The sequence below is a fragment of the Mycobacterium sp. genome (assembly GCF_965229265.1).
GTDB lineage: Bacteria > Actinomycetota > Actinomycetes > Mycobacteriales > Mycobacteriaceae > Mycobacterium.
In genome coordinates this window covers 62481-81463 of sequence record NZ_CBDDIY010000011.1, presented here as the reverse complement: position 1 = coordinate 81463, position 18983 = coordinate 62481, and the positions used below count along the sequence as shown (strand labels likewise).

Sequence of the window (18983 nt, the reverse complement as noted above, 5' to 3'; positions counted from 1 at the left end):
CAGCAAGGAGAAGACGATGGGCGAGAAGTGCCTCCCCGACGAACTGCGGACCCTGTTTCTGTTCGAGAAGCTGTCGGACGAACAGTTGCGGACGCTGTGCGAGAACGGGCATATCCGCGTCTTCGAGACCGGCCCCGTCGTGGTCGAGGGCGAGCCGGCCACCTGCTTCTACGTTCTACTCGATGGCGAATTGGTGATGTCCAAACGCTCCGGCGGAGTCGACGTCGAGACCAATCGCACCTCGCAGCGCGGCGTGTATTGCGGCGCGTGGTCGGCCTACATCCCTGACGAGGAACAGCTCTATCAAGCGTCGGTTCGGGTCACGAGGCCGTCGCGGTTCTTCGTGCTCGACGCCAGCGCGTTCGCCACGTTCATGCAAACCGAGTTCCCGATGGCCGTACACCTGCTCGAGGGTCACATGGTCGGCGGACGCCGGCAGAGCCAGATCATCGGACAGCGCCAGAAGCTGCTGGCGCTGGGCACGATCACCGCGGGGCTGACCCACCAACTCAACAATCCCGCCGCCGCCACCGCCCGAGCGGTGTCCGATCTGCGCGAGGGCGTCGGCAAGATGCGCTACAAGCTCTCGATGCTCGCTGATGGCAAGTTCACCCCCGAGGCGCTGCGGATGCTGGTGCGCATTCAGGACGAAGTTGCCGAGATGGTCGCCAAGTCCAAGGCCCAGGAATTGACTGCCCTGGAGACCTCCGATCGCGAGGACCAGGTCGGCGATTGGCTGCAAGACCACGGGATCGCCGGGGCGTGGGACTACGCACCGACGTTCGTGGAGGCCGGTCTGGATGTCGATTGGCTGGAACGCGTCGAGGCCTCGATCGACTCGGTCGACTGCTCGGCGACATTGCAGAGCGCCATCGGCTGGCTGAAGTACACCATCGACACCGAGCTGCGGATGAACGAGATCGCCGACGCCAGCGAGCGCATATCCGGTCTGCTCGCGGGGGCCAAGAAGTACTCCCAGATGGACCGCGCCGAGTACCAGGTCGCCAATGTCCACGAGCTGCTGCACAGCACGCTCAAGACGCTCTTCGGCGACAAGGTCGGCCCGGACAAACCCATCAAACTGGTCAAGGACTGGGATAAGTCGCTGCCCGAGATCGGCTGCTATCCAGGCGGTTTGAACGAGGTCTGGGACGTGATCATCAACAACGCCATCCAGGCGATGAAGGGCCGCGGCACCCTGTCGATCCGGACCGCACGCCAGGGTGAGGACATGATCCGGGTCGAGATCGGCGACGACGGCCCCGGCATCCCCGACGAGATCATCGACCGCATCTTCACCGCGTTCTTCACCACGAAGCCGTTCGGTGAGGGCGACGGCCTCGGCCTGGATCTCGCGCGCCGCATCATCGTCGAAAAACACCAGGGCGACATCCGGGTCGAATCCGAACCCGGCAATACCCGTTTCACCATCCTGTTGCCGCTGACGGCGCCGGGACCCGTTGCGCCATCGCCGGGTGAACTTTCGGCGGTCGCGGAATAGCTGACCGCCGGCGCCGGGTTGTAGCGGCCATGAGCGCCAAGCCCGATCTCGGCAGGCTCGCCTCGTTCGGCATGGGGGTCACCCCTGAGGACGCCGCCGCGATCGAAGCGCTCGGTTACGGCGCCGTCTGGGTCGCCGGCTCGCCACCCGCGGAGCTGGACTGGGTCGACCCGGCCCTGGCCCAGACCAGCACGGTGAAACTCGCCACCGGCATCGTCAACATCTGGACTGCCCGGCCCGAGGCCGTCGCCGACTCGTTCCATCGGATCGAAAGTGCCTATCCCGGGCGGTTTCTGCTAGGCCTGGGCGTCGGCCACCCTGAGGCTGATGCGCAGTTCGCCAAGCCGTTGGCCGCGCTCAACACCTACCTGGACGTCCTGGATGAGCACAACGTCCCGCGGGAAAGGCGGGTGCTGGCCGCACTGGGCCCGCAGGTCCTGCGACTGTCGGCGCACCGCAGTGCCGGCGCGCACCCGGTGCTGGTCACCCCCGAGCACACTGCCGAAGCGAGACGGATCATCGGCCCGGACGCCTTCCTCGCGCCGGCCGTTCCCGTCGTGCCGACCACCGACGTCGAACAGGCCAGGGCCGTCGGCCGCAAGACTCTCGAGCTTTACCTCGGGCTGCGTAATTATCTCAACAATTGGAAGCGACTGGGCTTCACTGATTCCGACATCATCCGCCCTGGCAGCGACCGGCTCGTGGATTCGTTGATCGTGTACGGCACGCCCGAGAACATCGCGTCTCGGCTCAACGATCACCTCGAGGCAGGCGCCGACCACGTACCGATCCAGCTGTTGACCGCACCGGCCAAGGTCCTTGGAACTCTGACTGAACTCGCCGGCCCACTCGGGCTGGGTTGATCCGAAAAGGAATATCGATGACGGACGCCAAACCAGACCTGGGCCGCTTCGGCTCGTTCGGACGCGGGGTTACCCCCCAGCAGGCCAAGGAGATCGAGGCCCTGGGCTACGGCGCGGTATGGGTAGGCGGCTCACCACCTGCCGAATTGGATTGGGTGGAGCCGATTCTCGCGAACACCACGACGCTGAAGGTGGCCACCGGCATTGTCAACATCTGGACCGCCGCGGCGGGCCCGGTGGCCGAGTCGTTCCATCGCATCGAGGCGGCCTACCCCGGGCGGTTCCTGCTCGGCATCGGCGTGGGACATCCCGAGGCGCACCAGGAGTACCAGAAGCCGATCGACGCCCTGCGCACCTACCTCGACAAGCTCGACGAGTACGGCGTCCCCAAGAACCGCCGGGTGGTCGCCGCACTCGGGCCGCAGGTGCTCAAACTGTCCGCCGACCGCAGCGCCGGCGCCCATCCCTACCTGACCACCCCCGAGCACACCGGACAGGCGCGCCAGCTGATCGGCTCCGAGGCGTTCCTGGCGCCCGAGCACAAAGCCGTGCTGACCACCGATCCCGAGAAGGCACGCGCGGTCGGCCGGAAGGCCCTCGACATCTACCTCAACCTGCAGAACTACCTGAACAGCTGGAAACGGCTGGGTTTCACCGATGAGGATGTGGCCAGGCCCGGCAGCGACCGGCTGGTCGATGCCGTCGTCGCCTACGGCACCCCGGAGGCCATCGCCGCCCGGTTGACCGCACACCTGGATGCCGGCGCCGATCACGTGCCCGTCCAGGTACTCACGTCTTCTGACAAGCTGGTGGGAGCGCTGGCCGCACTCGCCGGCCCACTGGGGCTTCATCAGGCTGAGGGGAACTCATGACCAATCCATCGCTGCTCAAGCCCGACCTCGGCCGCTACGGGGTGTGGACCGCCGGGCCGGTGTCACCGGACCACGCCGCCGAGATCGAGGCGCTCGGCTACGGCGCGCTGTGGGTCGGCGCGTCGCCCGCCGCCGACCTGTCCTTCGTCGAGCCGATCCTCGAACGCACCGAGACGCTGACGGTGGCCACCGGCATCGTCAATATTTGGAGCGCACCGGCCGCAGAGGTCGCGGAGTCCTTTCACCGCATCGAAAAGGCTTATCCGGGGCGGTTTCTGCTCGGCATCGGGGTGGGCCACCCCGAGCACACCCAGGAATACCGCAAGCCCTACGAGGCGCTGGTCAGCTATCTCGACGAGCTCGACGACCGCAACGTGCCGACCAGCCGCCGGGTCATCGCGGCGCTCGGGCCCAAGGTGTTGCACCTGGCCGCCCAGCGCAGCGCCGGTGCGCATCCGTACCTGACCACCCCGGAGCACACCGGACAGGCCCGCGACCTGCTGGGGGCCTCGGTGTTCCTGGCGCCCGAACACAAGGTCGTGCTCACCACCGACGCCGACGCGGCCAGGAAGCTCGGCCGCGACAGCATCGGCTTCTATCTGGGGTTGAGCAACTACGTCAACAACTGGAAGCGGATTGGGTTCGCCGACGCCGACGTCGCCGAGCCCGGCAGTGACAAGCTGATCGACGCGGTCATCGCATACGGCACCCCCGAGGCGATAGCAGCCCGGCTGGCCGAACACCTCGAGGCCGGCGCCGACCATGTGGCCATCCAGGTGCGGGAAGGCCCCGACGCGCTCCTGCCGACCCTGCGGGAATTAGCCGGGCCACTGGGGTTGTCGACAGCCGGCTGACCGTCTGGGCTGCCCGTTAGGGTGGCACCATGCGACTGTTGGTCACGGGAGGTGCCGGGTTCATCGGTGCGAATTTCGTGCACAGCACCGTCCGTAATCGCCCCGACGTGGCGGTCACCGTGCTGGACGCGCTCACCTACGCGGGTAGCCGTGAGTCGCTGACCCCGGTCCAGGACGCGATCCGGCTTGTCGAGGCAGACCTGACCGACGAGCCGCTGGTGGACCGGTTGGTCGCCGAATCCGACGCGGTGGTGCACTTCGCGGCCGAGACCCACGTGGACAACGCGCTGGCCGACCCCGCGCCGTTCGTGCGCAGCAACGTCGTCGGCACCTTCTCGGTCCTGGAGGCCGTCCGCAGGCACGGGGTGCGGCTGCACCACGTCTCCACCGACGAGGTGTACGGCGATCTGCCCCTGCACGGGGACGTCCGGTTCACCGCGGCAACCCCGTACAACCCGTCCAGCCCCTACTCGGCGACCAAGGCGGCCGCCGATCTGCTGGTGCGGGCGTGGGTGCGCTCCTACGGCGTGCGTGCGACGATCTCGAACTGCTCCAACAACTATGGGCCCTATCAGCACATCGAGAAGTTCATCCCGCGCCAGATCACCAACATCCTGACCGGCCGTCGGCCCAAGCTCTACGGCGCCGGTGCCAACGTGCGGGACTGGATCCACGTCGACGACCACAACAGCGCGGTGTGGCGGATTCTGGAGCGCGCCGAGGCCGGAGCCACCTACCTCATCGGCGCCGACGGCGAACGCGACAACCTCTCGGTGCTGCGGCTGATTCTGCAGCTGATGGACCGTGATCCCGACGACTTCGACCGCGTCCCCGACCGGGCCGGTCACGACCTGCGCTACGCGATCGATGCCGGCCCGCTGCGCAGTAAACTCGGCTGGCGGCCCGCGCATACCGACCTTGCCGAGGGTCTGGCATCGACCATCGACTGGTATCGGACCAACGAATGGTGGTGGTGCCCACTGAAAGAACGAGTCGAGGCGTGCTACGCCGAACGCGGTCAGTGACATGGCTTTTCGTGAGCTGAGGATCCCTGGGGCCTGGGAGATCACCCCTACCGTGCGCGGTGACGAGCGCGGGATCTTCTTCGAATGGTTCACCGAGGGTGGGTTCTCCGCGATGACCGGTCACCGCTACGGCCCGTGCCAGGCAAACTGCTCGGTCTCGGCGGCGGGCGTGCTGCGGGGCCTGCATTTCGCCCAGCTTCCGCCCGGCCAGGCCAAGTACGTTACGTGTGTGACAGGCTCGGTGTTCGACGTCGTCGTCGACATACGGGTCGGCTCCCCCAGTTATGGCTGCTGGGACTCGGTGCTACTCAACGACTCCGGTCGCAAGTCGGTCTACCTGTCGGCGGGCCTGGCACATGGTTTCGTTGCGCTCGAGGATGATTCGACGGTCATGTATCTGTGCTCGGAGGCCTATGCGCCGCAGCGCGAGCACGCCATCGACCCGACCGACCCGGACATCGGCATCGCGTGGCCGACACCGACCGAGCGCCTCAGACTTTCCGACCGCGATGCCTCCGCACCGTCCCTGGAGCAGGCCCGGACGGCCGGGCTGCTGCCGACCTGGGCGGACTGCCAAGCCTTCGCAGCAGACCTGCGGGCCCGCTAACCCCACGGCATCATCGCGGCCCGCGACGGCGCGACGGCGACCGCCGGGCTGGGGAAGCGGCTGGCGATGCATCCGTCCTCGACCGCGTCGTCGACCGCCGCGGCGATCGCGGCGAGATCGTCGGGCGCACAACCCCAGTCAGCGGCATCAATGTCACCAAGGCTCAACCGGACCGGGATGACGGCATGGCGCCGGGCGATCTCACGCATGGCCGCGATCATGGCTCCCACCACGACTCGGCCCTCTTCGCCGCGGCGGAGCCGCCGGTGCACTCCGATCAAGTCCAGCCCGATTCCTGAGATCACCGCCGCGACAAGGTCGTCGGTGTCGGCTCTGGTCGTCAGGTCGATCAGTACGCGGCGGCGTTGCTGCTGCGGCGCGCCACCGGTGAGTTCGACCACCTGGTGGGCAGAGTCCACCACGAAGCGACCGGCGCCGGCCGTCGCCGGCCTCGGGATCGCGCGGGTGTGCATGACGACCCGTTGCATCAGAATGCCCGCCGAGCGTGTCGCGGCTAGCCCGCCGGCATCCACGACATCGACAGCGACGCCGTGGCGTCTGATCCAATCGGCCGCGGCGTCCAGACCCAGCACCTCCGCGGGGTAACTGACGGCGGCGCAGCGAAACGCCTTCCGGTACTGGGCACAGCGGCGCAGAGTGACCGTCTCGTTCACCCGTTCGTCGCTGCCGGCCGGCGCCCGGTGCCGGCTCACGGCCAGCCGCGACGCGGTACCGGACCACGACCACACACCGCGCGGAACGGAGGCGGTCACGCCGCACGCTGCCCGATGATCGTAGAGCCCGCAGCCAACACCACCGCCGGCCGCGGGAAACGCACCGTGGCACAGGCATCGTCGACCGATTCGTCGATTTCTTCAGCCATGTCGCGTTGAGCAACAAAGCTATTGGCGTTCGACAACGCACCGCCGACGCCGAGGACAAGCCGGGTCAGTACGACGCCGTGGCGACGCCGGATGTCGTCCATCTGCGCGATCATGGTGCCGACGGCGGCGGGATAGCTGACGAAATCGTGCGCCGCCGTGCCGACCTCGCACTGGAGGCCGATCAGAGCGAGCGACCGGTGACCCAGCACGGCGTCCACCGCGATATCTGTGTCGGTCGAGTCGAAGATGAAATGCCGTTGACCGGCTTCCGGCGTGATGGCATCGGTCATGTGCAAGAGCACATTCTGCGGGCGCCCGGCGACATCGCCACCAAGCCCAGTGATGTGCTCAGCGCAGCTCAGTACGAACCGACCCACACCCAATGCGCCTACCCGGCGAAGGTCGCCGGAGTCGAGCTGATCGACATGAACGGTCATCAGTTGCGGATGGATCCCGACCGCGATCGCCGAATGCAGCTGCGGCAGGGTGCGTACGTCGACGGCCACTCGGTGATCACGCAGCCAACGCGCGACAGTGACGTCATGCAGGAGTTCGGCAGGAAATGACACCTCGGCAGGCGCGCACGAGTCCCGATAGCCGATCAACCGGCGAATCTCCGGGTGATCGGGCTGCGGAAGTTGACGTCCCCGAACCAATGACCGAAAGGTGGTCGACAGTGTCACCGGAACCTTCTTCACCAACGCCCTGGCCTCCTGCCACGGGCGACCAACTCCACACTCCATCGACGCCGGGCAAACCTCAGCAATCCTTGCGATCTCTTGACGGTTCCCAGCCGAACCTTGACGATCTGTTGACCAGTGCCGCGGTGTGCGTCACGATGCGCGCGGTACAACCGCGAGGAGCGCCGGAGATGGCCGCCGGCATACGCCGGCACGGTTATCACCGCGTTGCCTATGCGAAACGCCTTGTCCACCAATTGATTCTGCGCGGCCGACCCTCGATGAGTCACCAGCAAGACCATCGATCACCCGACACGCGGCGCCCCTTGTGCAGCGACGGTGTGCGCCCAATATGATTGGCCGCTTCGCCACACGGGAAGACCTGCGCGATTACCTCAGCGTAGTCCGTCAGCCATCGGACCGAGTGCCAGTGCTGGCAGATACTCCAACCCGACGACGAGCAGCGTGGCGCCAACGATTAGCACGATGAATGCCGGTGAGTGGGTCCGCAGCGTGCCTGCCGTGACGACACCGGGCCGCTGAGTCGCAAAAGTGCCCGCAATTGCCAGGACGGCGATGATCGGAAGGAACCTGCCGACCACCATTGCGAGCGCAAGCGCGGTGTTGAACCAGGTCGTGTTGGCGCTGATTCCGGCGAACGCGCTGCCGTTGTTGGCGGCCGAGCTAGTGAATGCGTACAGCACTTCTGACAGGCCATGCGAGCCGGCATTGAGCATCGACGCCCGTTCGCCGGGCAGAGCCATCGCCACCGCGGTCCCGACAAGGACTGCCACAGGCAGGGCCAGAATGTAGAGGCTGACGAGCTTCATGTGCCGGGCCCGAAGCGGCTGCTTGAGGTATTCCGGCGTCCGGCCGACCATCAGGCCGCCGATGAAGACGGCGAGCAGCACCATCATCGCCAAGCCGTAGAGGCCGCTGCCCGCGCCACCGGGAGCCACCTCACCGAGCATCATGTTCAGCATCAGCACCGCACCACCGAGACTGACGAAGCTGTCATAGGAGGAGTTGGCCGCGCCGTCTGCACTGGCAGTCGCGACTTGCCCGAAAAACGCGCTCCCCGCTACGCCGAACCGACCTTCGGTGCCTTCGATCGGGCCTCCGACCGCGTGGACGACGGTACCGCGCGTCGCCGCCGTCGCCGCGATCATCGCCACAGTCCCGACCGCGAAAAGCACTGCGACAGAAGTGAACAGCGCCCAACCCTGCTTGCGGTCGCCGATCATCACGCCGAACGTGCGCAGGAACGCCACCGGGATCAGCAGCATCGCCACGATCTCCACCGCGTTCGTCAATGGCGTCGGGTTCTCGAACGGGTGCGCGCTGTTGACGTTGAAGGCGCCACCGCCGTCGCCGGACAAGAGCTTGATCGACTCCCAGGTAGCCACCGGGCCGCCGAGTATCGTCTGGTTGCTGCCGGCCAGGGTCGAAAGCTCCTGCGCACCATGAAAATTATCGGCCACTCCGAGTGCCAGGAGCACCAGTGTGACGACGCTGGACAGCGGTAGCAGGATGCGGACAACAGAGCGCACCAGATCGGTCCAGAAGTTGCCGAGCTGCTCGTTCTGGTACTGCGCAAGACCTCGGATCAAGGCGACGGCAACACACATGCCGACCGCACAGCTGGTGAACGCCTGCACTGCGAGGCCGGTGGCCAGCCCTACGTGGCCCAGCGTGGCTTCGCCGGCATAGCTCTGCCAACTGGTGTTGGTAACAAACGAGATTGCGGTGTTGAACGCCAACGCCGGCGTCATACCCTTGTGACCCCACGGTTCTGGAAGTTGCGTTTGCGCCAACAACAGCCCGTAGAGGCACAACACGCTCACCGCGGAGAAGGCCAGCACCGAATAGCTGTACCTGGCCCAGCGTTGTTGGTCGTCGGGTTGGGCGCCGATGAGTCGATAGATCACCCGCTCGACCCGCCAGTGCGCGGTGTCCGAATAGACCCGGGCCATGTAGTCGCCGAGCGGGCCATGCAATGCGACAACGAGCACCACCACGACAATGACCTGTAGCAACGCTGGTGTTCCCCAGTGGGATAGACCGCCGATAACGGCAACCTCCTTCATCGATGTCCGCTCGTTGGGGCTCAAGTTAGGGAAGCGATCGGCCCGATTGTGGTGACGGTTACGCAATCCATACATGCCGCCACCAGGTCTTGACGCGAGCTTGACAGGTGACTTTGGACCATTGACGTGCTCGCACGAGCGCAACGACAATCTGCTCCATCGCCTCGATCGACCGGCAGCGCAGAGGGGAGGCGCAGGATCTTCGTTAAGGCGCGATGGTTGGGCGTAAAGAAACCGTCAACAGGCGCTGGACGATCGAAAGTGCGATCTAGCTTTCGTCATGGTCCTCGATGCCGAGCGCGCGGCAGTCCTGCCCGGGCCATAGCGGCAAGGACCTCATCGAATTGTCGGAACGGAGAAACACGTGGGTGTCGTCCTGTACACCGTGCTGACAGTGGCGATCTTCGCCCTGCTCGGCCTTGTCCAGAAGTTGGTCGAGCGGCTGTGAGCTACGAGAACATCGTCGGCTTGATCTTGTCCGTGTTGCTGGCCCTGTTCATCGCGGCGGCACTGTTGTTCCCGGAGAGGTTCTAGTGACCACCACTTCGGCGGGGATTGTCTTCCTCGTCCTGCTGATCGCTGCGCTGGCGGCCGTGCACGTGCCGCTGGGCGACTACATGTACCGCGTCTACACCTCCGACAAGGACTCTGCGGTCGAGCGTGGCGTCTACCGGCTGATCGGCGCCGACCCGAAATCAGAGCAGACCTGGGGCGCCTACGCCCGCAGCGTGCTGGCCTTCTCGGCGATCAGCATCCTGTTCCTGTTCTTCTTCCAGCTGGTGCAGGGCAAGCTGCCGCTGCACCTGGGCGACCCGGCCACCCCGATGACCCCGGCGCTGGCCTGGAACACCGCGGTCAGTTTCGTGACGAACACGAACTGGCAGGCCTACTCCGGTGAATCCACCCAGGGCCACCTGGTGCAGATGGCCGGCCTGGCGGTGCAGAACTTCGCCTCCGCGGCCGTCGGCATGGCCGTCGCCGTCGCGCTGGTGCGCGGGTTCGCCCGCCGCAACGCAGGCGAGCTCGGCAACTTCTGGGTCGACCTGGTGCGCGGGACCCTGCGCATCCTGCTGCCGATCTCCGTGCTGGCCGCGATCGCGCTGATCGCCGGCGGCGCAATCCAGAACTTCCACCTGCACGACCAGGTGGTCAACACCCTGGCCGGCGCGCAACAGACCATCCCCGGCGGCCCGGTGGCCAGCCAGGAGGCCATCAAGGAACTGGGCACCAACGGCGGCGGCTTCTACAACGCCAACTCCTCGCACCCGTTCGAGAACCCGACCACGTGGACCAACTGGGTCGAGATCTTCCTGCTGCTGGTGATCAGCTTCTCGCTGCCGCGCACCTTCGGGCGCATGGTCGACAGCAAGAAGCAGGGTTACGCGATCGCCGCGGTGATGGGCGTGCTGGCACTGATCAGCGTCACCCTGATGCTGCAGTTCCAGCTGCAGGCGCACGGCACGGTGCCCACCGCCATCGGTTCGGCCATGGAGGGCGTGGAACAACGCTTCGGCGTGGCAGATTCGGCGGTCTTCGCCGACGCCACCACCCTGACCTCCACGGGTGCGGTGGACTCCTTCCACGATTCCTACACCAGCCTCGGCGGCATGATGACGCTGTTCAACATGCAGCTCGGCGAGGTCGCGCCCGGTGGCACCGGATCGGGCCTGTACGGCATGCTGATCCTGGCGGTCATCACGGTGTTCGTCGCCGGATTGATGGTGGGGCGGACCCCGGAATACCTGGGCAAGAAGATCACCCCCCGCGAGATCAAGCTGGCGGCAAGCTATTTCCTGGTGACGCCGCTAATCGTACTGACCGGGACGGCGATTGCGATGGCCATGCCGGGCCAGCGGGCCGGGATGCTCAACTCCGGGCCGCATGGGCTCTCGGAGGTGCTCTACGGGTTCACCTCGGCGGCCAACAACAACGGCTCGGCGTTCGCGGGTATCACCGTCAACACCGAGTGGTACAACACCGCTTTGGGCTTGGCGATGGTGTTCGGCAGGTTCCTGCCGATCGTCCTGGTCCTCGCGCTCGCGGGTGCACTGGCCAAGCAGGGCCACACCCCCGAATCGATCGGCACGCTGCCCACCCATCGTCCCCAGTTCGTCGGAATGGTTGCCGGGGTGACACTCATCCTGGTGGCGCTGACCTTCCTGCCCGTGCTTGCGCTCGGGCCCCTCGCTGAAGGAATCCACTGACCATGGCTGTAATTGAGGCCGACGCCGTGCACGCCGCCGGCGCCAAGAAGAAACAGGTACAGGGCGGTCTGCTCGACCCCAAGATGCTCGTCACCTCGCTGCCCGACGCGCTGCGCAAGCTCGACCCGCGCACGCTGTGGCGCAACCCGGTCATGTTCATCGTGGAGATCGGCGCCGTCTGGAGCACCATCCTGGCATCGGCGAACCCCAGCTGGTTCGGCTGGTTGATCGTGTTCTGGCTCTGGCTGACCGTGGTCTTCGCCAACCTCGCCGAAGCGGTGGCCGAAGGCCGCGGCAAGGCGCAGGCCGAGTCGTTGCGCAAGACCAAGGCCGACACCATGGCCCGCCGGCTGGTCGGATGGCAACCCGGCACACCGGGGCATGAAGAGGAAGTGGCCGCGCCGCTGCTGAGCCAGGGTGACATCGTCGTGGTCGAAGCCGGCCAGGTCATCCCCGGCGACGGTGACGTCGTGGAAGGCATTGCCTCGGTTGATGAATCGGCGATCACCGGCGAATCCGCACCGGTGATCCGGGAGTCCGGCGGTGACCGCTCGGCGGTGACCGGCGGCACCACCGTGCTGTCTGACCGCATCGTCGTCAAAATCACCCAGAAGCCCGGTGAGAGCTTCATCGACCGGATGATCGCCCTCGTTGAGGGTGCCAACCGGCAGAAGACACCCAACGAGATCGCGCTGAACATTCTGCTCGCGGCGTTGACGATGATCTTCATCTTCGCCGTCGCCACCCTGCAGCCGCTGGCGATCTTCTCCAAGGCCAACAATCCGGGAGTTCCCGACTCGCTGGCGCTCACCGCCGACGGCGTATCCGGGATCGTCATGGTCTCGCTGCTGGTATGCCTGATCCCGACGACCATCGGCGCGCTGCTGTCGGCCATTGGCATCGCCGGCATGGACCGGTTGGTGCAGCGCAATGTGCTGGCCATGTCCGGCCGCGCCGTCGAGGCCGCCGGTGATGTCAACACGCTGCTGCTGGACAAGACCGGCACCATCACGCTGGGCAACCGGCAGGCCTCGGACTTCGTACCGCTGAGCGGGGTCACCCCCGAGCAATTGGCCGATGCGGCACAGCTGTCCAGCCTGGCCGACGAAACCCCCGAGGGACGCTCGATCGTGGTGTTCGCCAAGTCCAACTTCGGTCTGCGGGCCCGCACCCCCGGTGAGCTCGTCAACGCCGAGTGGGTGGAGTTCTCCGCAGCGACCCGGATGTCCGGGGTCAACCTGGAGAACGGCCACCTGCTGCGCAAGGGTGCGGCCAGCACGGTCGCGGAATGGGTTCGCGCCCAAGGCGGTACGGTGCCCACGCAGCTCGGCGACATCGTTGACGGGATCTCCGCCGCCGGCGGCACCCCGCTGGTCGTCGGCCAGGTGGTCGACGGAAGAGCAGAGGTGCTGGGCGTCATCCACCTCAAGGACGTCGTCAAGCAGGGCATGCGCGAACGCTTCGACGAGATGCGCAAGATGGGCATCCGCACGGTGATGATAACCGGCGACAACCCGTTGACCGCCAAGGCAATTGCCGACGAGGCGGGCGTGGACGACTTCCTTGCCGAGGCCACCCCCGAAGACAAGCTCGCGCTGATCAAGCGTGAACAGGAGGGCGGCAAGCTGGTCGCGATGACCGGCGACGGCACCAACGACGCACCGGCGCTGGCGCAAGCCGACGTCGGGGTGGCGATGAACACCGGCACCTCGGCGGCCAAAGAGGCCGGCAACATGGTCGATCTGGACTCCGACCCGACCAAGCTCATCGAGATCGTCGAGATCGGCAAGCAGTTGCTGATCACCCGCGGTGCGCTGACCACGTTCTCCATCGCCAACGACATCGCCAAGTACTTCGCGATCATCCCGGCGATGTTCGTGGCACTGTTCCCCGGGCTGGATCTGCTGAACATCATGCGGCTGCACAGCCCGCAGTCGGCGATCTTGTCGGCGGTCATCTTCAACGCGATCATCATCATCGCGCTGATCCCCTTGTCCCTGCGCGGCGTTCGCTACACGCCGAGCAGCGCATCGAAGCTGCTGAGCCGAAACCTGTACGTCTATGGGCTCGGCGGGATCATCGCACCATTCGTCGGGATCAAGATCATCGATCTCGTCATCCAATTCCTGCCAGGGATGTGACATGAACTTCTCCAGTCTCGTTCGTCAACACTGGGCAGCGCTGCGCGCGCTGCTGGTGCTCACCGTCATCGTCGGTATCGGCTACCCGCTGTTCATCTGGCTGGTCGCCCAGATCCCCGGCCTCAACACCAAGGCCGACGGCTCGATTGTCGAGGTGAACGGAAAGCCGGTCGGTTCCAGCCTGATCGGGCAGTTGTTCACCGACTCGAACGGCAATCCGCTGCCGCAGTACTTCCAGAGTCGGCCGTCGGCGGCCGGGGCGGGGTATGACCCGCTATCCACCAGCGCATCAAACCTCGGTCCGGAGAGCATCGTCGACACCCCCGGCGACCCGTCGGCGCCCAAGGACTCCAACGGGTACAAGGCCAGCCTGCTGACCCTGGTGTGCTCGCGCAGCAAGGCCGTTGGCGATCTCGAGGGCGTGGACGGCAAGCGTCCGTTCTGCACCGGCGAGGGCGTGGGAGCGGTGCTGTCGGTCATCGGGCCCCGCGACGCGAGCGGCAATGTCGCACATCCGACCACGGTGGTCAGCGTCAATGAACCGTGCGCAACCACCGCGCGCCCCTTCCTGGACACCTACCTCGGTGTCCGGGTGACGTGTGCCAAGTTCGGCGAGGACTACACCATCGGTCAGATCGTGCCGATCAAGGGTGCGGTGTCCGGTTCGGTGGTACCCGCCGACGCCGTGACCGCCAGCGGCAGCGGACTGGACCCGGACATCTCTCCCGCCTACGCCGACCTGCAGATCGCTCGGGTTGCCAAGGCGCGCGGGGTCAGCGCCGACGATGTCCGGCAGTTGGTCGCCGAGAACACCAACGGCCGCACGCTGGGCTTCCTCGGCGAGCCGCGGGTCAACGTGCTCGAGCTCAATGTCGCGTTGGACGAGAAGTACCCCGGCAAGAGCTGACGCCGCGTGGATCGATCGGGGAATGATAGGGGTGTGGACACCGTTCAACCGCCGCGCGTGACGTCCGGCGGCGATCCGCCGCCGGACGTCTCATCCGAGGATGATGCGCATCCCGCCCCGACCGGCCCACGGCCGAAACGAGGCGAGCTGCGCATCTACCTGGGCGCCGCACCCGGGGTGGGCAAGACCTTCGCGATGCTGGGCGAGGCGCACCGGCGGATCGAACGCGGCACCGACCTGATAGCGGCAGTGGTGGAGACACACGGCCGCAAGAAGACCGCGGAGCTGCTCAGCGGGATCGAGGTCATCCCGCCGCGCTACATCGACTACCGCGGCAGCCGCTTCCCCGAGCTCGACGTGCCGGCCGTGCTGGCCCGCCATCCCCAGGTCGTGCTCGTCGACGAACTCGCCCACACCAACACCCCCGGCAGCAAGAACCCAAAGCGGTGGATGGACGTCGAAGAGTTGCTCGACGCCGGCATCACGGTGCTCTCGACCGTCAACGTCCAGCACCTGGAAAGCCTCAACGACGTCGTCGCGCAGATCACCGGGATCGAGCAGCAGGAGACGGTGCCCGACGAGATCGTGCGCAGCGCATCCCAGATCGAGCTGGTGGATATCACCCCGGAAGCGTTGCGGCGCAGGCTTTCCCACGGCAATGTCTACGCGCCCGAGAAGGTCAATGCGGCGCTGTCGAATTACTTCCGGCGCGGCAACCTGACCGCGCTGCGCGAGCTGGCCCTGCTGTGGCTGGCCGACCAGGTCGACGCCGCACTGGCCAAATATCGCGCCGACAACAAGATCACTGCAACGTGGGAGGCGCGCGAACGCGTCGTCGTCGCCGTCACCGGCGGACCGGAGTCGGAAACGTTGGTGCGCAGGGCATCCCGCATCGCATCGAAGTCCAGCGCGGAACTGATGATCGTGCACGTGGTACGCGGTGACGGACTGTCGGGAGTATCTGCACCGCAGATGGGCAAGGTCCGTGAACTTGCCGCCAGCCTGGGCGCGACGGTGCACACCGTCGTCGGCGACGACGTAGGGAAGTCGCTGCTGGACTTCGCCCGCGAGATGAATGCCACCCAGCTGGTGATCGGAACGTCGCGACGCTCCCGGTGGGCCCGCATCTTCGATGAGGGTATCGGCGCGGCCATCGTTCAGGATTCCGGCAAGATCGACGTGCACATGGTCACCCACGAGGAGTCCAAGCGCAGTGCCCGGGTGCGCTCGGCGTCCCCGCGGGAGCGCCGAGTGATCTCCTGGCTGGCCGCCGTCATAGTCCCGTGGGTCATCTGTGCGATCACCGCCCTCCTCCTGGACAAGTACCTGAAGATCCCCGGCGAGACCGCCCTGTTCTTCGTCGGCGTGCTCGTCGTGGCGCTGCTGGGCGGCGTCGTCCCGGCCGTGGTTTCCGCTGTGCTGTCCGGGCTGCTGCTGAACTACTTCCTGACCGATCCCCGCTACACCTTCACCATCGGTGAGCCGGACGCCGCGATCACCGAGACGGTGCTCCTGGTCATGGCCGTCGCGGTCGCCGTGCTGGTCGACCGCGCCGCCAACCGGCAACGCGAGGCCAGGCACGCCTCCCAGGAGGCCGAGCTGCTGACTCTGTTCTCGGGATCGGTGTTGCGCGGCGCCGACCTGGAGACGTTGCTGGAACGGGTGCGCGAAACCTACTCGCAGCGTGCTGTCAGCGTGCTGCGCATCCGCGGGGAAGAGGAGCAGACTGTCGCGTGCGTAGGCAAAGATCCCTGTGTGACAGTCGATTCGGCCGATACCGCCATCGAGGTGGGCGACGACGAGTTCTGGATGCTGATGTCGGGGCACAGCCTGCCGGCCCGCGACCGGCGGGTCCTCACCTCCGTCGCCAAGCAGGCCGCCGGGCTGGTCCGCCAGCGAGAGCTGGCCGAGGAAGCCAGCAAGGCTGAGGCCATCGAGAAGGCCGACGAACTGCGCCGCTCCCTGCTCTCCGCGGTCAGCCATGATCTCCGTACGCCGTTGGCAGCGGCCAAGGCGGCAGTGTCGAGCCTGCGTTCCGACGATATCGACTTCTCCGCAGAGGACACCGCCGAACTGCTGGCGACCGTGGAGGAGTCGGTCGACCAGTTGACCGCCCTGGTGGACAATCTGCTGGACTCCTCGCGGCTGGCGGCCGGAGTGGTGCATCCCGAACTCAAGCGGGTCTACCTCGAAGAGGTGGTCCAGCGGGGCCTGCTCAGCATTGGCCGCGGATCGACCGGGTTCGGCGCCACGGGGCTGGGCCGGGTAAAGGTCGACGTCGGTGACGCCGTGGCGCTGGCCGATCCCGGCCTGTTGGAAAGAGTTCTGGCCAATCTCGTCGACAACGCGCTGCGCTACGCACCGGACAGCATCGTGCGCGTCAACGCCGGCAGGGTGGGTGACCGGATGCTGATTAACATCATCGACGAGGGGCCCGGTGTTCCCCGCGGGACCGAGGAACAGCTGTTCGAGCCGTTCCAGCGCCTGGGTGACCGGAACAACAAATACGGCGTGGGACTTGGCCTTTCAGTTGCCAAAGGGTTCGTCGAGGCGATGGGCGGAACCATTTCGGCCACCGACACACCCGGCGGCGGCCTGACCGTGATCGTCGACCTGGCCGCGCCGCCGGGAGGCCGGTTGTGAACAAGGTCAAGGTGCTGGTGATCGACGACGAGCCGCAGATCCTGCGGGCGTTGCGGATCAACCTCAGCGTGCGCGGCTACGAGGTGATCACCGCGGCCACCGGCGCGGCGGCGCTCAAAGCCGCCGCCGAGCAGCGCCCCGACGTCGTGGTACTCGACCTGGGACTGCCCGACATGGACGGTATCGAGGTACTCGGCGGCCTGCGCGGCTGGCTCAACGCCCCGGTCATCGTGCTGTCGGCCCGTACCGATTCCGCCGAGAAGGTCGAAGCGCTTGACGCCGGCGCCGACGACTACGTGACCAAGCCCTTCGGCATGGACGAATTCCTGGCGCGGCTGCGGGCGGCCGTGCGCCGGGGTGCGGCGGCGTCGGAGACCGACGAACCGGTGGTCGAAACCGACTCCTTCACCGTCGATCTGGCCGCCAAGAAGGTCGTCAAGAACGGCACCGAGGTGCACCTGACCCCCACCGAGTGGGGCATGCTCGAGATGTTGGTGCGCAACCGCGGCAAGCTGGTGGGCCGCGAGGAACTGCTCAAGGAGGTGTGGGGCCCGGCCTACGCCAAGGAGACCCACTACCTGCGGGTGTACCTGGCCCAGCTGCGCCGCAAGCTCGAGGACGACCCGTCGCACCCGCGTCACCTGCTGACCGAGGCCGGGATGGGCTACCGCTTCCAGGCGTGAGCGCGGCCGCCGACAGTAACGCCATTGCGGAAATTCGGTCTCCCGGCCGCCGTGGGGTTACTGTCGCGGATACCGGCGCGAATGTGGCCTGGACGGGCCAGCTTTGGCGCGAGCGGCCCGCCGGCGCAACCGCCGCGCCGCCGATACTGGCGCCATGCACATCACCGTTGACTACAACCTGTGTGAGGGCCACGGCCAGTGCCTGATGGCGGCACCCGAGCTGTTCGACCTGCCCGACGGCGCCGACCAGGCCGTGCTGCTCGACCCCGATCCCCCGGAATCCGAGCGCGACCGTGCCGTCCGGGCGGCCGCGATGTGCCCGGCGCTGGCGATCACGGTCAGCTGAGCCGCTCGGCCTCGGCGAGATCGTCGAGCAGGCGGAAGCGACCGGCCATGGCCGCCGCGGCGATCCGGTTCGTCACGCCCAGCTTCTGCAGCAGGGCGGCCACCATCCGTTTCGCGGTGCGCTCCGAGACCAGCATCCGTCCCGCGATGTCAGCGGTCTCCATGCCGGTGGCCAGCAACGTCCACAGCCGTATTTCCTGGTCGGACAGGCTGTCCAGCAGCGCCGCGGGCGGCCTGCGGGTGCTGCTCAACAGCGCCGCGAGAAGCGCGCCGTCCACCACACACAGGCCTTCGGCGATCGTCCACAGCGGGCCGGCCAGCGCCTCCGGGCGTGCGGTCTTCGGCAGGAATCCGTCGGCGCCGGCACGTAGGGCCTCCTCGGCCAGGCCCAAGTCGTCGGTGCCCGACAACGCCAGGATCCGGGTCTGCGGATGGCGGGCCTTGACGTGGCGGATCGCGGCCACCCCGCCCAGCGGGGGCATGGTCAGGTCGACGATCGCGACATCGGCGTCACAGCTGGCGACCAGATCGGCCGCTTCCTCGACGTACGTGGTCTGCCCGCCGACGGTGAACAACTCGCCCCACTCCCGGGTGAGCAGCAGGGCCAGGCCCTGGGCGAAGAGTTCGTGGTCATCGATGATCACCACCACGATCTTCTTGCCCCCGAACCTGCCGTTCATTGCCGCG

The 18983-nt window shown here is 66.7% G+C and carries 17 protein-coding genes; 13 read left to right on the top strand and 4 right to left on the bottom strand.

The genetic code is table 11. The features are described from left to right. The first annotated feature begins 16 nt into the window (after nucleotides 1–16). The 6 genes from ADBZ9K_RS12875 to rfbC are packed head-to-tail and all read left to right on the top strand — an operon-like array spanning nucleotide 17 to nucleotide 5722. A complete protein-coding gene (locus ADBZ9K_RS12875) occupies nucleotides 17–1501 on the top strand; it encodes an ATP-binding protein (protein ID WP_526621081.1) in 1485 nt (494 codons plus the stop codon). A 29-nt stretch (nucleotides 1502–1530) separates the two neighbouring features. After that, nucleotides 1531–2364 (top strand): LLM class F420-dependent oxidoreductase, encoded by an 834-nt coding sequence (locus tag ADBZ9K_RS12870; RefSeq protein ID WP_526621079.1) that lies wholly within the window; start codon nucleotides 1531–1533, stop codon nucleotides 2362–2364. 17 nt (nucleotides 2365–2381) lie between these two features. Continuing rightward, the gene (locus ADBZ9K_RS12865) at nucleotides 2382–3236 is read left to right on the top strand and encodes an LLM class F420-dependent oxidoreductase (protein WP_526621077.1); all 855 of its coding nucleotides are present in this window, start codon (nucleotides 2382–2384) and stop codon (nucleotides 3234–3236) included. Next, complete coding sequence (locus tag ADBZ9K_RS12860) at nucleotides 3233–4090, top strand: LLM class F420-dependent oxidoreductase (protein WP_526621075.1); 858 nt, start codon at nucleotides 3233–3235, stop codon at nucleotides 4088–4090. The genes ADBZ9K_RS12865 and ADBZ9K_RS12860 overlap by 4 nt, the downstream gene beginning before the upstream one ends. 29 nt (nucleotides 4091–4119) lie before the next feature. Continuing rightward, nucleotides 4120–5115 (top strand): dTDP-glucose 4,6-dehydratase, encoded by a 996-nt coding sequence (gene rfbB / locus ADBZ9K_RS12855; protein WP_526621073.1) that lies wholly within the window; start codon nucleotides 4120–4122, stop codon nucleotides 5113–5115. A 1-nt stretch (nucleotide 5116) separates the two neighbouring features. Beyond that, nucleotides 5117–5722 (top strand): dTDP-4-dehydrorhamnose 3,5-epimerase, encoded by a 606-nt coding sequence (gene rfbC, locus ADBZ9K_RS12850; protein ID WP_526621071.1) that lies wholly within the window; start codon nucleotides 5117–5119, stop codon nucleotides 5720–5722. Here rfbC and ADBZ9K_RS12845 read toward each other — a convergent pair. From ADBZ9K_RS12845 to kdpA (ADBZ9K_RS12835), 3 genes are all read right to left on the bottom strand, one after another. Next, complete coding sequence (locus tag ADBZ9K_RS12845; protein ID WP_526621069.1) at nucleotides 5719–6495, bottom strand: hypothetical protein; 777 nt, start codon at nucleotides 6493–6495, stop codon at nucleotides 5719–5721. The two genes, rfbC and ADBZ9K_RS12845, sit on opposite strands and share 4 nt — an antisense overlap. Continuing rightward, nucleotides 6492–7349 (bottom strand): type III PLP-dependent enzyme domain-containing protein, encoded by an 858-nt coding sequence (locus ADBZ9K_RS12840; RefSeq protein WP_526621067.1) that lies wholly within the window; start codon nucleotides 7347–7349, stop codon nucleotides 6492–6494. Before ADBZ9K_RS12840 ends, ADBZ9K_RS12845 begins: the two co-directional genes overlap by 4 nt. Before the next feature lie 332 nt (nucleotides 7350–7681). Then, on the bottom strand, nucleotides 7682–9373 hold the full coding sequence (gene kdpA, locus ADBZ9K_RS12835) for a potassium-transporting ATPase subunit KdpA (protein ID WP_526621065.1): 1692 nt from the start codon (nucleotides 9371–9373) through the stop codon (nucleotides 7682–7684). A 444-nt stretch (nucleotides 9374–9817) separates the two neighbouring features. Between kdpA (ADBZ9K_RS12835) and ADBZ9K_RS12830 the strand changes: the two genes are divergently transcribed. The 7 genes from ADBZ9K_RS12830 to ADBZ9K_RS12800 all read left to right on the top strand — a co-directional run bounded on the left by ADBZ9K_RS12830 (nucleotide 9818) and on the right by ADBZ9K_RS12800 (nucleotide 18297). Further along, on the top strand, nucleotides 9818–9907 hold the full coding sequence (locus tag ADBZ9K_RS12830; RefSeq protein WP_526621063.1) for a potassium-transporting ATPase subunit F: 90 nt from the start codon (nucleotides 9818–9820) through the stop codon (nucleotides 9905–9907). Next, nucleotides 9907–11577: a potassium-transporting ATPase subunit KdpA gene (gene kdpA / locus ADBZ9K_RS12825; RefSeq protein ID WP_526621062.1), complete on the top strand. Its 1671-nt coding sequence runs from the start codon at nucleotides 9907–9909 to the stop codon at nucleotides 11575–11577. The genes ADBZ9K_RS12830 and kdpA (ADBZ9K_RS12825) overlap by 1 nt, the downstream gene beginning before the upstream one ends. A gap of 2 nt (nucleotides 11578–11579) precedes the next feature. Continuing rightward, the gene (gene kdpB, locus ADBZ9K_RS12820) at nucleotides 11580–13718 is read left to right on the top strand and encodes a potassium-transporting ATPase subunit KdpB (RefSeq protein ID WP_526621060.1); all 2139 of its coding nucleotides are present in this window, start codon (nucleotides 11580–11582) and stop codon (nucleotides 13716–13718) included. Nucleotide 13719: 1 nt separating this feature from the next. Then, entirely contained in the window at nucleotides 13720–14625 is a 906-nt protein-coding gene (locus tag ADBZ9K_RS12815) for a potassium-transporting ATPase subunit C (RefSeq protein WP_526621058.1), read from the top strand. A gap of 147 nt (nucleotides 14626–14772) precedes the next feature. After that, the gene (locus ADBZ9K_RS12810) at nucleotides 14773–17268 is read left to right on the top strand and encodes a DUF4118 domain-containing protein (RefSeq protein ID WP_526622605.1); all 2496 of its coding nucleotides are present in this window, start codon (nucleotides 14773–14775) and stop codon (nucleotides 17266–17268) included. 11 nt (nucleotides 17269–17279) lie between these two features. After that, nucleotides 17280–17951 (top strand): response regulator, encoded by a 672-nt coding sequence (locus ADBZ9K_RS12805; protein ID WP_526622603.1) that lies wholly within the window; start codon nucleotides 17280–17282, stop codon nucleotides 17949–17951. Nucleotides 17952–18105: 154 nt separating this feature from the next. Then, entirely contained in the window at nucleotides 18106–18297 is a 192-nt protein-coding gene (locus ADBZ9K_RS12800) for a ferredoxin (protein ID WP_526621057.1), read from the top strand. Here the strand turns inward: ADBZ9K_RS12800 and ADBZ9K_RS12795 are convergent. After that, complete coding sequence (locus ADBZ9K_RS12795) at nucleotides 18290–18976, bottom strand: response regulator transcription factor (RefSeq protein WP_526621055.1); 687 nt, start codon at nucleotides 18974–18976, stop codon at nucleotides 18290–18292. The genes ADBZ9K_RS12800 and ADBZ9K_RS12795 overlap by 8 nt on opposite strands. Nucleotides 18977–18983 lie beyond the last annotated feature (7 nt).

What these genes read in the sequence shown, in the direction of transcription:
- ADBZ9K_RS12800 (WP_526621057.1), top strand. Translation starts at nt 18,106, where the DNA reads ATGCACATCACCGTTGACTACAACCTGTGTGAGGGCCACGGCCAGTGC.
- kdpB (WP_526621060.1), top strand. Translation starts at nt 11,580, where the DNA reads ATGGCTGTAATTGAGGCCGACGCCGTGCACGCCGCCGGCGCCAAGAAG.
- rfbC (WP_526621071.1), top strand. Translation starts at nt 5,117, where the DNA reads ATGGCTTTTCGTGAGCTGAGGATCCCTGGGGCCTGGGAGATCACCCCT.
- ADBZ9K_RS12840 (WP_526621067.1), bottom strand. Translation starts at nt 7,349, where the DNA reads ATGGAGTGTGGAGTTGGTCGCCCGTGGCAGGAGGCCAGGGCGTTGGTG.
- kdpA (WP_526621065.1), bottom strand. Translation starts at nt 9,373, where the DNA reads ATGAAGGAGGTTGCCGTTATCGGCGGTCTATCCCACTGGGGAACACCA.
- ADBZ9K_RS12870 (WP_526621079.1), top strand. Translation starts at nt 1,531, where the DNA reads ATGAGCGCCAAGCCCGATCTCGGCAGGCTCGCCTCGTTCGGCATGGGG.
- ADBZ9K_RS12860 (WP_526621075.1), top strand. Translation starts at nt 3,233, where the DNA reads ATGACCAATCCATCGCTGCTCAAGCCCGACCTCGGCCGCTACGGGGTG.
- rfbB (WP_526621073.1), top strand. Translation starts at nt 4,120, where the DNA reads ATGCGACTGTTGGTCACGGGAGGTGCCGGGTTCATCGGTGCGAATTTC.
- ADBZ9K_RS12875 (WP_526621081.1), top strand. Translation starts at nt 17, where the DNA reads ATGGGCGAGAAGTGCCTCCCCGACGAACTGCGGACCCTGTTTCTGTTC.
- ADBZ9K_RS12795 (WP_526621055.1), bottom strand. Translation starts at nt 18,976, where the DNA reads ATGAACGGCAGGTTCGGGGGCAAGAAGATCGTGGTGGTGATCATCGAT.
- ADBZ9K_RS12815 (WP_526621058.1), top strand. Translation starts at nt 13,720, where the DNA reads ATGAACTTCTCCAGTCTCGTTCGTCAACACTGGGCAGCGCTGCGCGCG.
- ADBZ9K_RS12865 (WP_526621077.1), top strand. Translation starts at nt 2,382, where the DNA reads ATGACGGACGCCAAACCAGACCTGGGCCGCTTCGGCTCGTTCGGACGC.